The organism is Aquimarina rhodophyticola (assembly GCF_042434915.1).
In the GTDB taxonomy this organism is placed as follows: domain Bacteria; phylum Bacteroidota; class Bacteroidia; order Flavobacteriales; family Flavobacteriaceae; genus Aquimarina.
In genome coordinates this window covers 2,153,171-2,171,611 of the sequence record NZ_CP170198.1, presented here as the reverse complement: position 1 = coordinate 2,171,611, position 18,441 = coordinate 2,153,171, and the positions used below count along the sequence as shown (strand labels likewise).

Genomic DNA, 18,441 nt, shown 5'->3' with positions numbered 1-18,441 from the left:
TTGAATATCTAAGGATTTTTATAAATAGTAGCGGTTTCTATACTTTTAAACGCTGCACCAACTATTTTAAGCTTTGGCTTCTAATGCATCCCAAAATTCATATGCACGTCGTAAGTGTGGAATTACAATAGTACCACCAACCAAGGTCGCTATACCCAAGGCTTCTGCAACTTCATCTTTTGTAAGTCCTTCTTTATGGCAGGTTTCTAAATGGTAACGTACACAATCATCACAGCGTAACACTGCAGATGCAACCAAGCCTAGAAGCTCTTTAGTTTTTACATTTAAAGCGCCCTCCATAAAAGCGTTGGTGTCCAAATTGAAAATTCTTTTGATAATCTTATTATTATCTTCTAGAATTCTTGAGTTCATCTTTTCGCGATAAGCGTTAAAATCATCAACAATATTGCTCATTATTTTTTAATATTTAGTTGTTGCTTTTCTTTATTAATTACGTATTTTGAGATAAAGATACTAATCTCATATAAGATGAGAATGGGGATTGCTACAATGATTTGACTCACAATATCAGGTGGAGTTATAATTGCGGATAAAATGAGTACAATAACTAACGCAAATTTTCTATATTTCCTTAAAGATTCTGGGGATACTAGTCCGACTTTGGTCAAGAAAAACATGATAACAGGTAACTCAAATATAAGACCACAAGCAATTACCGATGCTCTTACTAAAGCAATATAACTATCAATATCAAATTCATTAACCACCTCTTTACTAACTTGATAACCACCTAAAAAATTAATGGAAAGCGGGGTAATTATGTAGTATCCAAAAAGTACACCAGCAAAAAAAAGTAAAGAACAAACGAAAATAAAACCTTTAGAGTGTTTTTTTTCGGTATCATAAAGAGCAGGAGCAATAAATTTCCAAAATTGATAGAGAATATAAGGAAACGCAATAATGAAACCTGCAGTGATTGATGTCCAAATATGAACCGAAAATTGTCCAGCTACTTTTCTACTTTGAACACTAAACGGAAGTTCTTTGAAACATAAGCTTTCATCGAAACCTAGAAATTTTGAGAGATCACATAAACCTTTATAAGTTGGGAAATTAGCTTTCTTTGGTCCAAATATGATAACGTCAAATATAAATTCTTTGGATATAAAAGCTACTATGCCTGCAATTAATACTGCAACAGTAGCTCTAATCAGGTGCCATCTCAGTTCTTCTAGATGATCTAAAAAAGACATGGCTTGTGGATTTTTTTTACTTTTCTTTATCATTATATGATGCCTTCTCTCATTAAATCATGGATGTGGAGCAAACCTGAGTACTTGCCATTTTCTTCAGCGAGCAATTGAGAAATTCCGTTCGATTCTAGCATGTCAAGAGCATCAACTGCCATCGCTTCATTATTAATTATTTTAGGATTTATAGACATTATGTCTTTTGCCGCTAACCCATCAAAAGAGCTGTTGGAGGATAACATTCTACGTAAATCACCATCGGTAATTATGCCTACAATTTTGTCGTCCAAAGTCACGGCAGTTGTTCCTAAACGTTTCTCGGTCATTTCAACGATTACTTCATTAATGCTAGCATTTTGAGTGACTTGAGGTTTTTCGTTTTTTGAAGTAATGTCACTAACTCTTAGGTATAATTTTTTACCAAGGGCTCCTCCTGGATGATATTTTGCAAAGTCTTTGCTAGAAAAACCTTTGAGATTAAGTAGACATATAGCTAATGCATCTCCAATTACTAGTTGTGCTGTAGTACTTGTTGTAGGAGCTAAATTATTGGGGCACACCTCTTTTTCGACATACGCATTTAATACGTAATCAGCCTCTGTACCTAAAAAAGAATTTCTATTCGCTGTTATCCCGATCAATGTGTTTTTAAAATTTTTAATGAGAGGTACTAATACTTTAATCTCTGGAGTATTTCCACTTTTTGAGATGCAAACAACTACATCATCGGTTAAAATGTTACCGAGATCTCCATGGATGGCATCTGCAGCATGCATAAAAACTGCGGGGGTACCAGTAGAATTCATGGTTGCTACAATTTTTGCAGCAATAATAGCACTCTTACCAATTCCAGTAAAAATAACGCGACCGCTAGAGTTATGTATGGTTTGTACTGCTTTCGCAAAATCCTCATCTATAAGGTTTTCGAGATTAGCTATAGCCTTAGCTTGTTCGGCTATGGTTTTTTTGGCATTGGATAGTATCGTATGTGATGTATTCAAAATTTACTAATTTTGCGTGTTGTCATTAAAAGATTTTGTTATCTTTAAATATGCAAAGGTATGTAATACCTTATAATATTTAAATACTCATCAAAAAAAGCTTAATAAATTAAGCTTTGATTATATTTGTGGGTATCAATACGAAAGAAAGATTCTATAACTGTGTTTGGGGAAACAGGCTATAGGGATGATTTAATTTAATTGGATATAAAAGGTATATAATTTAATGAGTTTGAATGAAAATGACTTACAGGATGCGCTAAAGAAGCATTTTGGCTTTAGTCAATTTAGAGGATTGCAGGAAAAGGTTATACAAAGTCTTTTAAAAAAAGAAAATACTTTTGTAGTAATGCCTACAGGTGGAGGGAAGTCCCTATGTTACCAACTGCCTGCCTTAATGTGCGAAGGTACAGCAATTGTTGTTTCTCCTTTGATCGCATTGATGAAAAATCAAGTAGATGCGATACGTAGTATATCATCAGAAGAGGGTATAGCCCATGTTTTAAACTCTTCCCTTAACAAATCTGAGATAAAGAATGTTAAGGATGATATAACAAGTGGCGTTACTAAACTTTTATATGTAGCGCCCGAATCGTTAACCAAAGAAGAATATGTTGATTTTTTAAAGCAACAAAAAATTTCTTTCTTAGCAATTGATGAGGCTCACTGTATTAGTGAATGGGGTCATGATTTTAGACCAGAATATCGTAACCTAAAAAGTATTATTAAGCGTATAGGTGAGAACATTCCTATTATAGGATTAACGGCTACTGCTACACCCAAAGTCCAAGAAGATATTCTTAAGAATCTTGGGATGAGTGACGCTAATACTTTTAAGGCATCGTTCAATCGTCCTAATTTGTTTTATGAGATACGACCAAAAACAAAAAATGTCGATTCAGATATCATTCGTTTTGTGAAGCAAAACAATGGCAAAAGTGGTATTATATATTGTTTGAGCAGAAAACGAGTTGAAGAATTGGCTCAAACGTTAGAAGTTAATGGTGTGAAAGCGGTTCCCTATCACGCAGGGTTAGATGCTAAGACTAGAGCGCGACATCAAGATATGTTTTTGATGGAAGATGTAGATGTCGTTGTTGCTACCATAGCTTTTGGAATGGGGATTGATAAACCCGATGTACGTTTTGTAATACATCATGATATTCCTAAAAGTATTGAAAGTTATTATCAAGAAACAGGGAGAGCCGGTCGTGATGGAGGTGAGGGGCACTGTTTAGCATATTACTCATATAAAGATATAGAAAAACTTGAGAAGTTTATGAGTGGTAAGCCTGTTGCAGAACAAGAGATTGGACATGCTTTATTGCAAGAGGTCGTTGCATTTGCAGAAACTTCGATTTCTAGGCGAAAATTTATATTACATTATTTCGGTGAAGAGTTTGATGAAGTAACAGGGGATGGAGCTGATATGGATGATAACGTACGTAACCCAAAGAAAAAACACGAAGCTCAAGATGATGTGAAAATTCTTTTAGAAGTAGTAAGTAAAACGGGTGAAATATATAAATCAAAAGATCTTGTCAATACGCTTATTGGTAAAAGTAACGCCTTAATAATTTCACATAAAACCCATAATCAGGAATTTTTTGGATCAGGTAATCATCGTGATACGGGATATTGGATGGCGCTAATACGTCAAGTATTGGTTGCAGGTTTCCTGAAAAAGGATATTGAAACTTATGGAGTTATTCGTATCACTAGCAAAGGACGAAATTTTATTAAAACCCCCGAAAGTTTCATGATGACCGAAGATCATACCTATAATGAGGTGGGTGATGATTCTATTATCACATCGGCAAAGGCTAGTGGTAAAGCTGCTAGTACCGATGAAAAATTGGTGGGGATGCTAAAGGATTTGCGGAAATCTGTTGGTAAAAAACTTGGAGTACCGCCTTTTGTAGTATTTCAGGATCCGTCTCTAGAGGATATGGCACTAAAATATCCCATTTCGATCGAAGAGATGGCTAATGTACATGGCGTTGGTGAAGGAAAAGCCAAGAAATACGGTAAGCCATTTGTAGAATTCATCTCGAAGTATGTAGAAGATAATGAGATAATGCGCCCCGACGATTTTGTGGTTAAAAGTACAGGTGCAAACAGTGGTTTAAAACTGTATATAATTCAAAATGTAGATCGCAAACTACCTTTAGATGATATTGCTTCGGCTAAAGGAATGAATATGACAGAATTTATTAAGGAGATGGAGGCTATTGTTTATAGTGGTACCAAACTTAATATCGATTACTGGATAGATGATATTTTAGATGAAGATCAGCAAGAAGAAATTCATGAATACTTTATTGATGCAGATAGTGATAAGATTGACGAGGCTTTAGAGGAGTTTGATGGGGATTATGATGATGAGGAAATAAGATTGTATCGCATAAAATTTATTAGTGAAGTAGCAAATTAGAATTCACAAGATAGATTCTTCAAAAAAACTTTGTGCACTATAGTACAAAGTTTTTTTGTATTATAAACGAGTATAAGTAAGGAGTCTATTGGGCGATTCAATGCGTATTGTTATCTTTGCGCTTCAATAAATTTTCTTTAAAAAAATAAAAATAGCTACTATGCAAGACGGATTATATGCAAAATTTAATACGACGCAAGGAGAAATTCTTGTCAATCTAGAATACAAAAAGACTCCAGGTACGGTAGGGAATTTTGTTGGTTTAGCTGAAGGTAATATAGATAACGAAGCTATCCCGCAGGGAAAACCTTATTATAATGGATTAAAATTTCATAGAGTTATTGAAGATTTTATGATTCAAGGAGGGGATCCTCAAGGAACTGGATCAGGTGGTCCAGGATATCAGTTCGATGATGAAATCCATCCAGATTTAAAGCATGATGGCCCTGGTGTTTTATCTATGGCGAATGCTGGAGCAGGAACTAATGGAAGTCAGTTTTTTATTACACATATTGAAACAGCTTGGCTTGACGGAAAACATACTGTTTTTGGTAAGGTTACAGAAGGTCAAGATGTGGTTAATAAAATAAAGCAAGGTGACGTAATTGAATCTTTGGAGATCATTAGGATAGGAGAGGATGCTAAAAATTTCAACGCTGTTGAGTCCTTTAGACATTTTAACGGTGCAAAAGCAGAACGTGAAGCTGCTGCAAAAAAGCAAGCTGAAGGTTTGCTGGATGAAATCGCAGCTGGTTTTGATAAAACTGAAAGTGGACTTTGTTATAAGATCATTCAAAAAGGAACTGGAGTAGCAGCAGAAAAGGGTAAAACAGTTTCTGTGCATTACAAAGGTAGTCTAACCGATGGTACTGTATTCGATTCTTCGTACAAGCGAAATCAGCCTATCGATTTCTCATTAGGAATGGGGCAGGTTATCTCTGGTTGGGATGAAGGTATAGCATTATTGCAAACAGGAGATAAAGCACGTTTTGTAATACCTCCATCATTAGGTTATGGCTCACAGGGCGCAGGAGGAGTGATACCGCCTAACGCTACATTGATATTTGATGTAGAGCTAGTTGCGGTGAAATAATTATAATATATACATTTAAAAAAGCGTCTTTAATCTAAGGTTAAAGACGCTTTTTTATATGCATAGTATACACTTAGTAAGTAATTGTGGTATAATTACTTGTAAAAACGATTAAAACATTACTTTTAACTTTTCTATAGTTCAAAGTATGGTAAAAAATACTATTTTGTCGTTTAATTGTAATCGGGAATTTTTTTAGTAGTACACATCTTACATCTTTTTTTGTTAATTTTATTTAATTCAAAGGTCGATCCTCAAGAATATGAAACATTATACGCCACTATTTTTGGTCTGCCTCTATACAAGTATAGTTTTTGGACAAACCAATGATGAAATTTTAAACGATATCAAAAATCAGACTGAGATAATTGATAGTTATACCGAATTTGATATTTTGAGCTTAGAACCAGAAGAATTTTTAACCGAAATGGTTGATCATGGTCCATCTTTTAATGGATACTACGAACATAATCGTTTAAAAAAGATGGTTAAAACTATAGGGACACCTAATGCAGATGTAGTTACAGATTATTATTTTTGGAATGATGAATTAATTTTTGTTAGTTATAAGCAACGCCCTTATATGAAAAGTGGTGCTAGTAGTGATGCATTGGACTATTCTTCTGCGTATACTAAATACGAAGAACAATATTTTTATAAGAACGGTAAACAAATAGATAAAAAGACTATTGGAAAAGCAGTTCTGCCAATAAATAAAAATTCTAATGTATTTTCATATAGTAAGAAAATGAAAAAACTTTTAGATGCCAAGTTTATAAATAAAAACGCTTATAGTGCGGTGCAGGGGAAGTGGGTTTCAATTTTGGATAGAACGGAAAAAATAGTTTTTGACGGAGTGTTAAAAATAAATTATAAAAATGATAAATATATAAGCCGTTACAAAATGAAGATCGAGGGAGATGTTATTTCTTGTTGGTTGAGTAATAATAGGTCGAAGCATCAATTTAGAATAGAGCAGCTTACCGACTCAATTCTTACATTAGCTGTTTTACCATCAGAGGAACTTTTATTTTATGATCGTTTAGAATAGATAGGTGTGTTCTGGTGTTATTTTCAAAAATGCTATTTCCATTTAATGTTACAGCCTATGCTTGGTTTTTGATTTGGACTAACCGATGAGTTTCTAAGTACAGCATCTAGCGCTGATCGTAAATCTCTACCACTAACAGCTATCCCATTGCCAGGTCTAGAATCATCTAACTGACCTCTATAAATTAATGCTAATTCACTATTAAAAACGAAAAAGTCTGGTGTACATGCTGCATGATAAGCTTTTGCTACTTCTTGAGTCTCATCATATAAATATGGAAAAGTATAATTATTTTCTCTAGCAACTTGACGCATACGTTGAGGACCATCTTGTGGGTATTTTGTAACGTCATTACTACTTATGGCTATAAATGTAAAACCTTGAGTTCTATAGTCATTTGCAATTCTAACGAGTTCATCATTTACATGTATTACAAATGGACAGTGATTACATATAAACATGATTACGACTCCTTTTTCTACTTTTTCCTTTACTAAACTATAGTGTAAATTAGTTACGGTATCTATGAGTGTAAAACCGGGAGCTTTTGTTCCCAAGGGTAACATTGTTGAAGAGGTTTTAGCCATAATTTTACTTTTTTTATTACGTAAATGATAATGTTAGTTTTCAAAAATAACAGAAGTATTTCAAGACTTTATTTATAATTTTTTAGCTTAATGTAAAGGTTACATCATTTGGTTAAAAAAAATAGCATTCATCATTAATTTATTTGTGCCATACCAGAATCCTCTAAAATTCACATTATCTGTGAATACCATGACACGACCTTTTTCAACTTCTTTGTGAACAAAAGGTACAGTATTAGCCAGACTATCAAGGTTTTTCTTGCTAATATATCCACTTAATAGGGGGTGTTTAGTATATTTAATAGGATTATTGAAATCTTCTACATCTGCTTTTATAAAGTGGGTTGTATTGCGAAAAATAGGAAGTTTATTAGTGTGGTATCCAAAATTGATTGGATGAGAACGATCTAATTCTGTCTCAAAAATTGCACCCCCAATGTGTTGCGCTCCATAAAAGTTATCTTTCTCAGCAAAAGAAATGTTTTTAGCTAGATTTTCTGGTTTTATGAGATCTGAATTTAATAAATTCCATGAGTCAAATATTTCTACAGTATTCCTAAAACCTATCAAAGCTCCTCCATTATGTAACCAATTCGTTATTTTTTTTTGATGAGCTTGTTCAAATGTATCTACAGAGCTACTTGGGATGATTAGATGCGTATACTTATCTAATTCACTTTTGTTCAAATGAAGTATATCAAGCCTACTGCTAGGGATATCGTAGCGTTGATCTAATAAATGCCAAATTTCGCCAGCATCATATGGATTAACGCCTTCGCCAACTAAAATGGCTATATTGGGCTTTTGTAAAGGTTTAAACTTTGAACTTCCTAGATCTATCCCAGTAGTTAAACCAGTAGCTACAGGGTCAATTGTAATATGATGCTCTTTGGATAAGGTATTGAGAAAGTTAAATAATTCTGTTGGTTTTAGGTTTTGATTTTGACAGGGAATAAATATAGTACCATAGTCATAAGATTTGTTTTGTATAGAAAAAGGTTGCATACTAACTTTTGCTCGTAATCCTTTATTTAAAATTTTGAATACTACTTTAGGACTATAATAGTCGTGCCACTCCATGACATAGCCGTAATCGCTCGTATTTGTGATAGCAGTAGAAAGAGCTTTAATAGTGTCTACCTGGGATCCGAGTTTGACATTTTTTTGAACTTCAATAAATTGCTGATTAAAAGCAAGAGGTAAAGTCCATGCCGAAATATCATAGAAAAGGCTATCTTTAAAAGTGGTTCTTTTCTCAAAAATAGCTTCGATTAGTTTGTTTTGTCTTTGATTTTTGGGAACAATGTAGCTGTTGCCCTTTTTGAAATCTAAAGATTTGAATGTTTCGTTTTTTTGTAAGTTATAAAATTTAATCTTATGCCTTTTTAAAATTGATGCTAGAGCATGTGTAGAGGAGGCGTCTTTTTTATTTCCAAAAATATAATAACCTTCATCTTTAATTGCATTCGTGTAAAAATCGTTTTGATATTTTAGTAACGTGGTACGCATGTTTGTTGCAGCGGTTAATGTCGAGAGTGCTGCTGTGAATTGGTTTCTTATTGTGAAAGGAAATGTCAAAACTCCGTTATCACTGTTTTGAGCATGGCCTCTAGAACTGGCTTGTTCAAATAAGATACCAATACTTCCATGAATATCAGGAAACGTTGAACCTTTGCCGTAATAAAAATCATCATAATCCTCTTCGGTATAATACAAAGATCCTATCTTGTCCAGCGCTGAAGCATGGTACGTACCAATCTCTCTAGTCAACTCTTGATTTTGTGTTGGAGTTAGGGGGTGTGTACGAGATGGTATACCAGGTTGAAAGAAAAATGTACTGTTGGTTCCCATTTCATGATGATCTGTCAGAATATTAGGATACCATTCATGAAAAGTTGAAATCCTAGCTTGTGATTCTGGTAATTGAGCTGGTAACCAGTCACGATTCATATCAAACCAATAATGATTGGTTCGTCCGCCAGGCCAAGTTTCATTGAACTCTCTGTCTTGAGGATCTGCAGTACTAATATTATTTTTATTGGTGTTAACCCAGCTTGCAAAGCGTTGTAAGCCATCTGGATTGAAGGAAGGATCTAAAAGAATTACAGTGCTAGATAATAGTTTTTTAATATTTTCACTTTCTGCAGCAGCTAGATAATAGGCTAATAGCAAGGCAGCATTAGATCCACTAGGTTCATTACCATGTATAGAGAAACCTTGATAAACAACTACCGGCATTGTATCAATTATACTGTCTGTTAACTTCTGATCAATACCTCTAAGATGCTGTTGTTGTATACTTGATATATTATTTTGATTCTTGGGAGATGTTATAGTGAGTAACAAAAGTGGGCGGTTTTCAAAAGTAACACCTCTGTTCTTTAATGTAATTCTTGGAGAGCTTTGAGCTAATGCTCGCATGTATTCTACGAGTTTGTCATGGGATACGTGCCATTCTCCAGGTATGTATCCCAATATATCTTGTGGTTTGGGAATGTTGGGATTATATGCAATACTATCAGGTAAATAATAATTCAGTGATAATTCATTTTGTGCAGACACAAAATTGATGACACAAAAAAATATAAAAACGCTCTTTCTGTACATAAATAGGAGAGTATTAAGAATTGAAAGAGCAAGATAAATAATTACCTATAAAAAAGCCGTTTCTTAACATAAGAAACGGCTTGTATAATAAAAAGAAGTTAATTATCTAGATATCATCAAAACTAACATCTGTAAAACTTTCTGCAGATGTTGTAGCGGCCACTTCAACATTTTCTTGGGATGCGTAAATTTCTTGATCTTGTGATTTTTGATAATCCTTTTGGTGTCTTTCACTAATTACCTCTTCACCTTTTTCATTAATCACATAATCGGTCATTTCATTTAAAATTTCGGTAAACCCAGCAAAATCTTCTTTATATAAATAGATTTTATGCTTTTTGTAATGAAAAGATCCATCATCATTGGTGAACTTCTTACTTTCTGTTATGGTCAGATAATAATCTCCGGCCTTTGTAGCTCGTACGTCAAAGAAATATGTTCTTCTACCTGCTCTTAAGACTTTTGAGAAAATTTCTTCTTTCTCCATCATTTCATGGTCACTCATAATCCTATTTCTTAATTAATTAGTATAGTATGATGAATTCAAAAATCCAAAAAAAATGTTAATCCAGCAACAAAAACTCAAATTTCTTTTTCGCTTAGTTGTTTTAAATATAATTTTTTATAGTAACCTTCGGTGTTTAATAGTTGATTGTGAGTACCTTCTTGTATGATTTTTCCCTCATTTAATACGATAATTTTATCAGCATTTTTTACTGTAGAGATTCGGTGACTAACAATTAATGTTGTTTTGTTTTTGGTGATTTCTGTTAAATTAGTAAGAATTTGTTCTTCCGTTTCAGTATCGACAGCTGATAAGCAATCATCAAAAAGTAGAATCGCTGGATCTTTAATGATAGCTCGTGCAATAGAAACTCGTTGTTTTTGACCTCCAGAAAGCGTTATACCACGTTCTCCAAGTACTGTTTCATATCCTTTGCTAAAATTTATTATGTTAGTATGTACAACAGCTTTTTTTGCAGCAGCTTCGATTTCCTCTTGGCTTGCATCTTCTTTACCAAAGCTGATATTATTTTTTATTGAATCACTAAAAAGAAAGGCATCTTGAGGTACATAACCAATAGATGTTCTTAGATCTACAAGATTTAGCTGATCGATTGTAGTGTCATCTATACGTATTTCTCCTCCTGATACGTCATAAAGTCTCCCTATCAAATCTAAAATTGTTGATTTTCCCGACCCTGTTTTTCCAATAATAGCTAGTGTTTCTCCTCGTTTTATGGTTAAGTTAATACCTTTTAAGGCGGTGATATTAGTGTCGTCATAGGTAAAGGTTACATCGTTAAAAACTATGTTTCCTTGTACAGGAGTTCTAGTAGAAATTTTATTCAGGATTTCGGGTTCTTGACTTAAAAATTCATTAATACGAACTTGTGAAGCTTCAGCTTGCTGCACGATAGAAGTAACCCATCCTACCGTTGCAACTGGCCAGGTAAGCATGTTTACGAATATAATAAATTCGACAATCACACCAAGCTCGGTAATAGTTCCATCTAAGTATTGTTTTCCTCCAATATAAATAACAATTAGATTGCTAAGACCGATCAGGAGTGCCATTAAGGGGAAAAATAAAGCTTGCACCTTGGCTAAATCAATATTCTTGTCCTTATTTTGGTCTGATAATTCGGTAAAACTTTTTTTAGTTTGTTTTTCTATTCCATAAGCTTTTATAACAGTAATACCGCTAAAGGATTCTTGAGTAAATGTGGTTAGTTTGGATAAATATTGTTGTACAATAGTACTCTTTTTATGGATTGAAACACTCAGTTTATAAATCGACAAAGAAAGAACTGGAAGTGGTGCAATTGTATATAAGGTAAGTTCTGGTGCAATACTTATCATGTACCCTATAACAACGACAAACAGTGTAAGTGTATTAACACTATACATGATAGCAGGTCCTACATACATTCGTACTTTGGATACATCTTCACTAATTCTATTCATTAAATCCCCAGTACGATTTTTTTTGTAGAAGTTAAGGGATAAACGCTCGTAATGCCTATAGATTTCATTTTTTAAATCATATTCGATATATCGTGATACCACGATAAACGTTTGTCGCATTAAAAAAGTAAAAAAAGCAGCGATAAGTGCAGCACCGATTATTAGTAAGATATTGATGATTAATTCTTCTTTTACAAGATCAAGATCTTTCACCTCATTTTTTAAATATAGGTCTACCACATCTACAGAGTCACCAATAAACTTTGGGACTGCAATAGCAAAGATTCTAGCAATTATAGTTATTACGAGCCCCACTAGTAAGCGAGATTTATATTTAAGAAAATACTTGTTTAAATGCTTTAATGCACGCATATTGTACTGATATTATAAAAAATAATTGTTGATATATTCTTAAAATTATACTATGATAAAACATAGATTCGTAAAAATAAGTTATTTTAGCAGCCTAATTTTGATTATAATTTAATTGTAACCATTTAAAATTTCCAAAAATGACGACTGAAGTGCTTACTGCAAATCAATTAAAAAAAGAAGCTCCTGTATTTGGTCAGCTATCTTTTAATGATCACGAACAAATTGTTTTTTGTCAGGACAAAGATACAGGTTTAAAGGCAATAATTGGTGTGCATAACACAGTTTTAGGGCCTGCCTTAGGTGGAACTAGAATGTATAATTATCAAACCGAGTGGGATGCCTTAAATGATGTGCTAAGATTATCGAGAGGAATGACCTATAAATCGGCTATCACTGGTTTAAATTTAGGAGGTGGTAAAGCAGTAATTATTGGTGATCCAAAACTAATTAAAACGCCTGATCTAATGAGACGTTTTGGTAAATTTGTAGATACTCTGGGGGGTAAGTATTATACTGCCGAAGATATTGGTATGGAAACATCAGATATGGATACAGTACGCGAAGTAACTCCTTATGTAACAGGGATATCAGAATCTAAAGGAGGCGCAGGGAACCCTTCGCCTGTTACTGCATATGGAGTTTATATGGGAATGAAAGCAGCTACCAAGCATGCGTATGGAAATGATAGTTTATCTGGTAGACGAATTTTGGTTCAAGGAATCGGTCACGTAGGGGAGGAGTTAGTACGTTTGGCAAAAGAAGAAGGAGCTAACGTTATTATCACCGATATAAATGAAGAGCGACTAAGCGAAGTAAGCAAAAAATATGGAGCGGAAATTTATAGAGGTTCAGATTTATATGCCGAAACTGCTGATATCTATGCGCCCTGTGCATTGGGAGCTACTATCAATGATGAAACCATTAATAAATTGAAAGTAAAGGTGATTGCAGGAGCAGCTAATAATCAATTAGCTGTAGAGGATATACATGGAGCTTTATTACAAGAAAAAGGAATAGTATATGCTCCAGATTTTCTAATTAATGCAGGTGGAATTATTAATGTTTATGCCGAGATAGAAGGATATGGAAGAGATCAAATCATGGCTAAAACAGAGAATATCTATAATACTACGTTACAAATTCTTTCTAAAGCACAAGAGGCCAATATCACCACGAATGCAGCAGCTATGCGTATAGCAGAAGAAAGAATAGAGAATAGAAAAAAAGAAAATTTAAGATAAGTAGATAAAAAATAATACTATTTTTGCAAGGCGAAAGCAATGATGTTTTCGCCTTATTAATGTTAAGTTCTTTGTAATTTTCTATGTTAACCAGAAGACATATTCGAGTTAAGGTAATGCAGGCACTCTATTCAATGGAGCAGACTCAAAGCGATGACCTAATTAAAGAAGAAAAATTCCTTCTTTTCAGTATTGATCAAATGTATGATCTATTTCTAATCAATCTTCAACTTCTGGTAGAAATCAGAAAACACGCCGAAGATTTTCTTTCTAGAAGTAAAAAGAAATATCTGGCCACATCTGAGGATAAAAATCCAAACACAAAATTTGTAAATAACGAAGTTTTATTGCTTTTAGAAAAAAATGAAGAGCTCAAAACCATCATGGAAAAAAAGAAGCTCAATTGTTGGGAGCTTGATGATGAGTATGTGATTATCTTATGGGAAGCTATAAAAGAGAGTGAGGTCTATAAAAAGTATATGAGTACAGGACTCAGTTCTTTTAAAGAAGATCGAGATTTTCTAGTCGAAATTTTTAAAGAAATTATCGCTCCAAACGAAAAGTTATACGATTATTATGAAGATAAACGTTTAACGTGGGTGGATGATCTGCCGCTGGTTAATACAGCTATTTTAAAAACATTTAGAAAAATGAAGCCCACACATACCGAAAGTTTGTCGTTGCCAGACTTATTTAAGGATCATGAGGATAGGAGATTTGCTATTGATGTTTTTAGAAAAACGTGCCTAAATGCAGAAGAATTTAGTAAAGAAATTGATGGAAGGACACCTAACTGGGATAAAGATAGAATTGCAGAATTAGATAAAATAGTTATCAATATGGCTATATGTGAATTCTTAAAATTCCCTTCTATTCCGGTAAAAGTTACAATCAATGAATATCTAGAAATAGCAAAAGAGTATAGTACTCCAAAAAGTAGTATATTTATCAACGGTATTTTAGATAAAATTTCTAAAGAATATCAAGAAAGCGATAAGTTACAGAAAGTTGGTAGAGGACTTATGTAATTTGGTAAAAAATAGTATTTTTAACCCTAAATTAATTTAAAACCCAAGTAATGAAAAAAGGAATCTTAATTTTGGCTGGTATTTTTGCTATGACAATAGTGTCTTGTAAAGATAATGCAACAAAAAAAGTAAACGAAGAAAATGTAGAAATCGCTGCAGAGCGTGACGCAAAAAGCACAGAATTTCCAGTAATGACATTTGCAGAAACTGAGCATGACTTTGGAACTATAAATGAAGGTGATGTTGTTGAGCATACATTTTCGTTTACAAATACTGGTAAAGCTCCATTAGTTATTGTAAATGCTAAAGGTAGTTGTGGTTGTACTGTGCCAAGTTACCCAACAGAGCCTATCGCTCCTGGTGCTACTGGTGAGATGCTAGTAAAGTTTAACTCAAGCGGAAAGCCAAACCAACAAAATAAGACAGTTACTATTACTGCTAATACTGAAACAGGTAAAGAAGTGATTAAAATCAAAGCGTTAGTTACACCTAAAGCTCAACCAGTAAGCGGAACTCCAGTAAGCGAGTAATTTTTTATGGAACAACTACAATCATTTGCTCCTTTTATATTGATTTTTGTAGTGATGTATTTTTTTATGATACGTCCGCAAATGCAAAAAGCAAAAAAGGAAAGAAAATTTGCTGAGAGTTTAAAGAAAGGAGATCGTATTGTCACCAAAAGTGGACTACACGGTAAAGTTTTTGATTTCAGTGAAAAAAATAATGCGGTTATTATTGAAACCGGATCAGGTAAATTAACATATGACAAATCAGCTATATCTTTAGATATGAGTCATAAGCTTAATGCTCCAGAAAAGGAAGACAAAAAGAAATAATAACCTTTCTAATTTATTGAGCGGGATAGTATAATACTATCCCGCTTTTTTATTTCTGTCTAATACTATATGAGAATAAGACTCACTAATTTTTGATTACAGCGAGTTCTGCAATTCTTATAATTACCTCGGTGGCTTTGATCATACTTTCTACAGGAACATATTCGTAACGTCCATGAAAATTGTGACCCCCTGCAAAAATATTAGGGCAAGGTAGCCCCATAAAACTCAACTGAGCTCCATCTGTACCTCCGCGAATTGGTTTTATAAGGGGTGTAATATCGAGTGATGTCATTGCCTCTTCGGCCAAATCGACTATATGCATAACAGGTGAAACTTTTTCGCGCATATTGTAGTATTGATCTTTAATAGTAACTGTTACTACCTCTTTGTTGTATTGCTCATTTAAAGCATTAGCTAATTTATTTAGCATATCTTTTCTAGCTTCAAAATGTGTTTTATCGTGATCTCTTATAATGTAGTGTAGAGTTGTTTCTTCTACTTCACCTTCCATTTGATGTAAATGAAAAAACCCTTGTCTATCAGACGTATGTTCTGGGGTTTCTAGGCGAGGTAAAGAGTTTATAAAATCTTGAGCTATGTACATGCTATTGATCATTTTACCTTTGGCATATCCAGGATGAACAATCTTGCCTTTAATCTTAACCACAGCACCAGCAGCGTTAAAATTTTCATATTCTAATTCACCAATTTGACTTCCATCCATAGTATAGGCCCAATCGGCATTGAATTTTTTCACATCAAACTTGTGCGCACCGCGACCTATTTCTTCATCTGGTGTAAAACCTATACGTATATCACCGTGTTTTATTTCTGGATGCTTCATCAAGTATTCGACAGCCGAAATTATTTCTGTTATACCCGCTTTGTCATCTGCTCCTAGTAACGTAGTCCCATCAGTAGTTATAAGTGTTTGACCTATATAAAGCTTTAGATCTTCAAAATAATCAGGTGAGAGAATAATATCTTCCTTTTTATTAAGGATTATGTCTTTTCCGTCATAATTATCAATTCGCTGTGGTTTTACATTAGCACCCGTAAAATCTGGAGTGGTGTCAAAATGCGAAATAAAACCAATGGTAGGTACACTATAATCTACATTACTAGGTACCGTAGCCATTATGTACGCATTCTCGTCAATCGTAACATCACTCAATCCAATTTTTTTTAATTCGTCTACGAGTAAATTTGCGAGATTCCATTGCTTTTGGGTACTTGGAGTAGTCGTGCTATTAGGATCACTCTCTGTGTCAATAGTAACATAGCTAGTAAATCGATTAATTAAATCTTCTTTATCTAAGTGGACTCTTGTTAAATCTTCATTTTTATACTTTTTCATAGCAAACTAATTAGAATATTCTTTTTTGTGTACGTACTGTTTTGTTGATAAGTGTTTTGTATGTTTTAGGAATCACAAATTATCAATAATCAAAATTAAAACTATGTTTAGAACTTACGCAATGTTCTTGCTATTTTCTTTTGAGCTTGCTATGGTAGGTTATACAAAAGAAGTTTCAGAAAAGGTTTTGGATGGTCGATCTTAAATCTTAGCAAACTAGGGTTAAACCTTAATTTTTTATAGGTAGGTTTTGAAACTCAAGAAAAAATTATCCTCAATTCAAAGCTCATTGTTGCGATGCAATCTGGTGTGTCTTTGGATGAGGTTGTACTTGTAGGAGTTAACAACCCTAATCGTACAATAGTTAAAACTGCAGTACCGATTAATGTTTTACATATTAAATAACTTACAAGTATATCATTATATGTTAATTATAATCAAGTAATGAACTATGTAGCTCCTTACTTGACATCAAATACAAAAAATAATTTCGGACGGCACAGAGCAATAATCAAGGAGACCCGCTACCAATTATAGAAGTGGGCTTTTTTATGGATATGTTTTCACTTTGATCCTAAAGCACTACTTTTGCTAGATCAAAAAAAATGTATGTATAAAATTATTCTTCGCCCAATACTCTTTAAATACGATCCTGAAAAAGTACATCATTTTACATTTAAATGGATCAGAAGACTATTTCGTATACCTGGAGCATCCGCTCTGTCAAGGGCATTGTATACTGTTAAAGATAAAAGGTTACAAAAAGAAGTTTTTGGTCTTACATTTAATAACCCAGTAGGATTAGCGGCGGGTTTTGATAAAGATGCAAAATTATTTAATGAGCTGTCAGATTTGGGGTTTGGTTTTATTGAAATAGGAACTTTAACCCCAAAGCCTCAAGAGGGTAATCCAAAAAAAAGATTATTTCGCCTTAAAAAAGATCAAGCGATTATAAATCGTATGGGTTTTAATAATGGAGGTGTAGCTGAGGCAGTTAAACGTCTAAAAAAAAATAAGGGTGTTTTAATTGGAGGCAATATTGGAAAAAATAAGGTTACATCAAATGATGAGGCAGTAAAAGATTATGAGATTTGTTTTGAGGCTCTATTTGACGTTGTTGATTATTTTGTAGTAAATGTTAGTTCACCAAACACTCCTAATTTGAGAGCGCTGCAGGATAAAGAACCACTTACAGCATTGCTTCACGCGCTACAGGTAAAAAATAATGCAAAGCCTAAACAAAAACCGATATTACTCAAAATAGCTCCTGATCTTAGCAACGATCAGTTGTTAGATATCATAGATATTGTAGCGGTAACCAAAATAGCCGGAGTAATTGCTACGAATACAACAATCTCAAGAGAAGGTTTACAATCAAGTAAGCAGATTACAAAAGAAATTGGTGGGCTCAGCGGGAAGCCGCTTAAAGATCGCTCTACCGAGGTGATTCGTTTTTTATCAACACATAGTAAACAAGCATTTCCTATTATAGGGGTAGGGGGTATACATACCGCTCAAGATGCCTTGGATAAATTAGAAGCCGGCGCTAGTTTGGTTCAATTATATACCGGCTTTATTTATGAAGGGCCTCAATTGATAAAAGATATTAATAAAAGTTTGGTAGCTTGTATGAAACAATAATTGCATAA

At 33.7% G+C, this 18,441-nt stretch carries 16 protein-coding genes; 8 read left to right on the top strand and 8 right to left on the bottom strand.

Annotation, left to right across the window (positions count from 1 at the left end; all coding sequences use genetic code 11):
* Positions 1–66: 66 nt before the first annotated feature.
* Genes ACE939_RS09485 through ACE939_RS09475 form a run of 3 tightly spaced genes read right to left on the bottom strand, consistent with a single transcriptional unit; the run spans position 67 to position 2,212 of the window.
* A complete protein-coding gene (locus tag ACE939_RS09485) occupies positions 67–414 on the bottom strand; it encodes a carboxymuconolactone decarboxylase family protein (protein ID WP_378185212.1) in 348 nt (115 codons plus the stop codon).
* Complete coding sequence (gene tatC, locus ACE939_RS09480) at positions 414–1,247, bottom strand: twin-arginine translocase subunit TatC (protein ID WP_378185210.1); 834 nt, start codon at positions 1,245–1,247, stop codon at positions 414–416. Before tatC ends, ACE939_RS09485 begins: the two co-directional genes overlap by 1 nt.
* On the bottom strand, positions 1,247–2,212 hold the full coding sequence (locus ACE939_RS09475) for an SIS domain-containing protein (RefSeq protein ID WP_378185208.1): 966 nt from the start codon (positions 2,210–2,212) through the stop codon (positions 1,247–1,249). Before ACE939_RS09475 ends, tatC begins: the two co-directional genes overlap by 1 nt.
* Before the next feature lie 226 nt (positions 2,213–2,438).
* Here ACE939_RS09475 and ACE939_RS09470 point away from each other — a divergent pair, with 226 nt between their 5' ends.
* The 3 genes from ACE939_RS09470 (at position 2,439) to ACE939_RS09460 (ending at position 6,790) form a co-directional block, all read left to right on the top strand.
* Entirely contained in the window at positions 2,439–4,646 is a 2,208-nt protein-coding gene (locus tag ACE939_RS09470; protein ID WP_378185206.1) for a RecQ family ATP-dependent DNA helicase, read from the top strand.
* Positions 4,647–4,806: 160 nt separating this feature from the next.
* Positions 4,807–5,739 carry a peptidylprolyl isomerase gene (locus ACE939_RS09465; RefSeq protein ID WP_378185204.1) on the top strand — a complete coding sequence of 311 codons (933 nt, stop codon included), beginning with the start codon at positions 4,807–4,809 and terminating at the stop codon, positions 5,737–5,739.
* Between the two features lie 262 nt (positions 5,740–6,001).
* On the top strand, positions 6,002–6,790 hold the full coding sequence (locus tag ACE939_RS09460) for a hypothetical protein (protein WP_378185202.1): 789 nt from the start codon (positions 6,002–6,004) through the stop codon (positions 6,788–6,790).
* Positions 6,791–6,822: 32 nt separating this feature from the next.
* Here ACE939_RS09460 and ACE939_RS09455 read toward each other — a convergent pair whose 3' ends face one another.
* From ACE939_RS09455 to ACE939_RS09440, 4 genes are all read right to left on the bottom strand, one after another.
* Positions 6,823–7,377 carry a thioredoxin family protein gene (locus ACE939_RS09455; protein ID WP_378185200.1) on the bottom strand — a complete coding sequence of 185 codons (555 nt, stop codon included), beginning with the start codon at positions 7,375–7,377 and terminating at the stop codon, positions 6,823–6,825.
* A gap of 99 nt (positions 7,378–7,476) precedes the next feature.
* Entirely contained in the window at positions 7,477–9,984 is a 2,508-nt protein-coding gene (locus tag ACE939_RS09450) for a M14 family zinc carboxypeptidase (RefSeq protein WP_378185198.1), read from the bottom strand.
* Between the two features lie 106 nt (positions 9,985–10,090).
* The gene (locus tag ACE939_RS09445) at positions 10,091–10,489 is read right to left on the bottom strand and encodes a PUR family DNA/RNA-binding protein (protein WP_378185196.1); all 399 of its coding nucleotides are present in this window, start codon (positions 10,487–10,489) and stop codon (positions 10,091–10,093) included.
* Positions 10,490–10,566: 77 nt separating this feature from the next.
* Entirely contained in the window at positions 10,567–12,324 is a 1,758-nt protein-coding gene (locus tag ACE939_RS09440; protein ID WP_378185194.1) for an ABC transporter ATP-binding protein, read from the bottom strand.
* Between the two features lie 140 nt (positions 12,325–12,464).
* On the opposite strand from ACE939_RS09440, the gene ACE939_RS09435 reads away from it, so the two are divergent.
* From ACE939_RS09435 to yajC, 4 genes are all read left to right on the top strand, one after another.
* Entirely contained in the window at positions 12,465–13,568 is a 1,104-nt protein-coding gene (locus tag ACE939_RS09435; protein WP_378185192.1) for a Glu/Leu/Phe/Val dehydrogenase, read from the top strand.
* An 83-nt stretch (positions 13,569–13,651) separates the two neighbouring features.
* A complete protein-coding gene (gene nusB / locus ACE939_RS09430) occupies positions 13,652–14,596 on the top strand; it encodes a transcription antitermination factor NusB (protein ID WP_378185190.1) in 945 nt (314 codons plus the stop codon).
* 50 nt (positions 14,597–14,646) lie between these two features.
* Positions 14,647–15,126, top strand: a complete 480-nt coding sequence (locus ACE939_RS09425) for a DUF1573 domain-containing protein (protein ID WP_378185188.1) — start codon at positions 14,647–14,649, stop codon at positions 15,124–15,126.
* A 6-nt stretch (positions 15,127–15,132) separates the two neighbouring features.
* A complete protein-coding gene (gene yajC, locus ACE939_RS09420; protein WP_378185186.1) occupies positions 15,133–15,432 on the top strand; it encodes a preprotein translocase subunit YajC in 300 nt (99 codons plus the stop codon).
* Between the two features lie 85 nt (positions 15,433–15,517).
* Here yajC and pepT read toward each other — a convergent pair whose 3' ends face one another.
* Positions 15,518–16,792 (bottom strand): peptidase T, encoded by a 1,275-nt coding sequence (pepT, locus tag ACE939_RS09415; protein WP_378185184.1) that lies wholly within the window; start codon positions 16,790–16,792, stop codon positions 15,518–15,520.
* A 609-nt stretch (positions 16,793–17,401) separates the two neighbouring features.
* On the opposite strand from pepT, the gene ACE939_RS09410 reads away from it, so the two are divergent.
* Positions 17,402–18,433, top strand: a complete 1,032-nt coding sequence (locus tag ACE939_RS09410; RefSeq protein ID WP_378185182.1) for a quinone-dependent dihydroorotate dehydrogenase — start codon at positions 17,402–17,404, stop codon at positions 18,431–18,433.
* Positions 18,434–18,441: the final 8 nt, after the last annotated feature.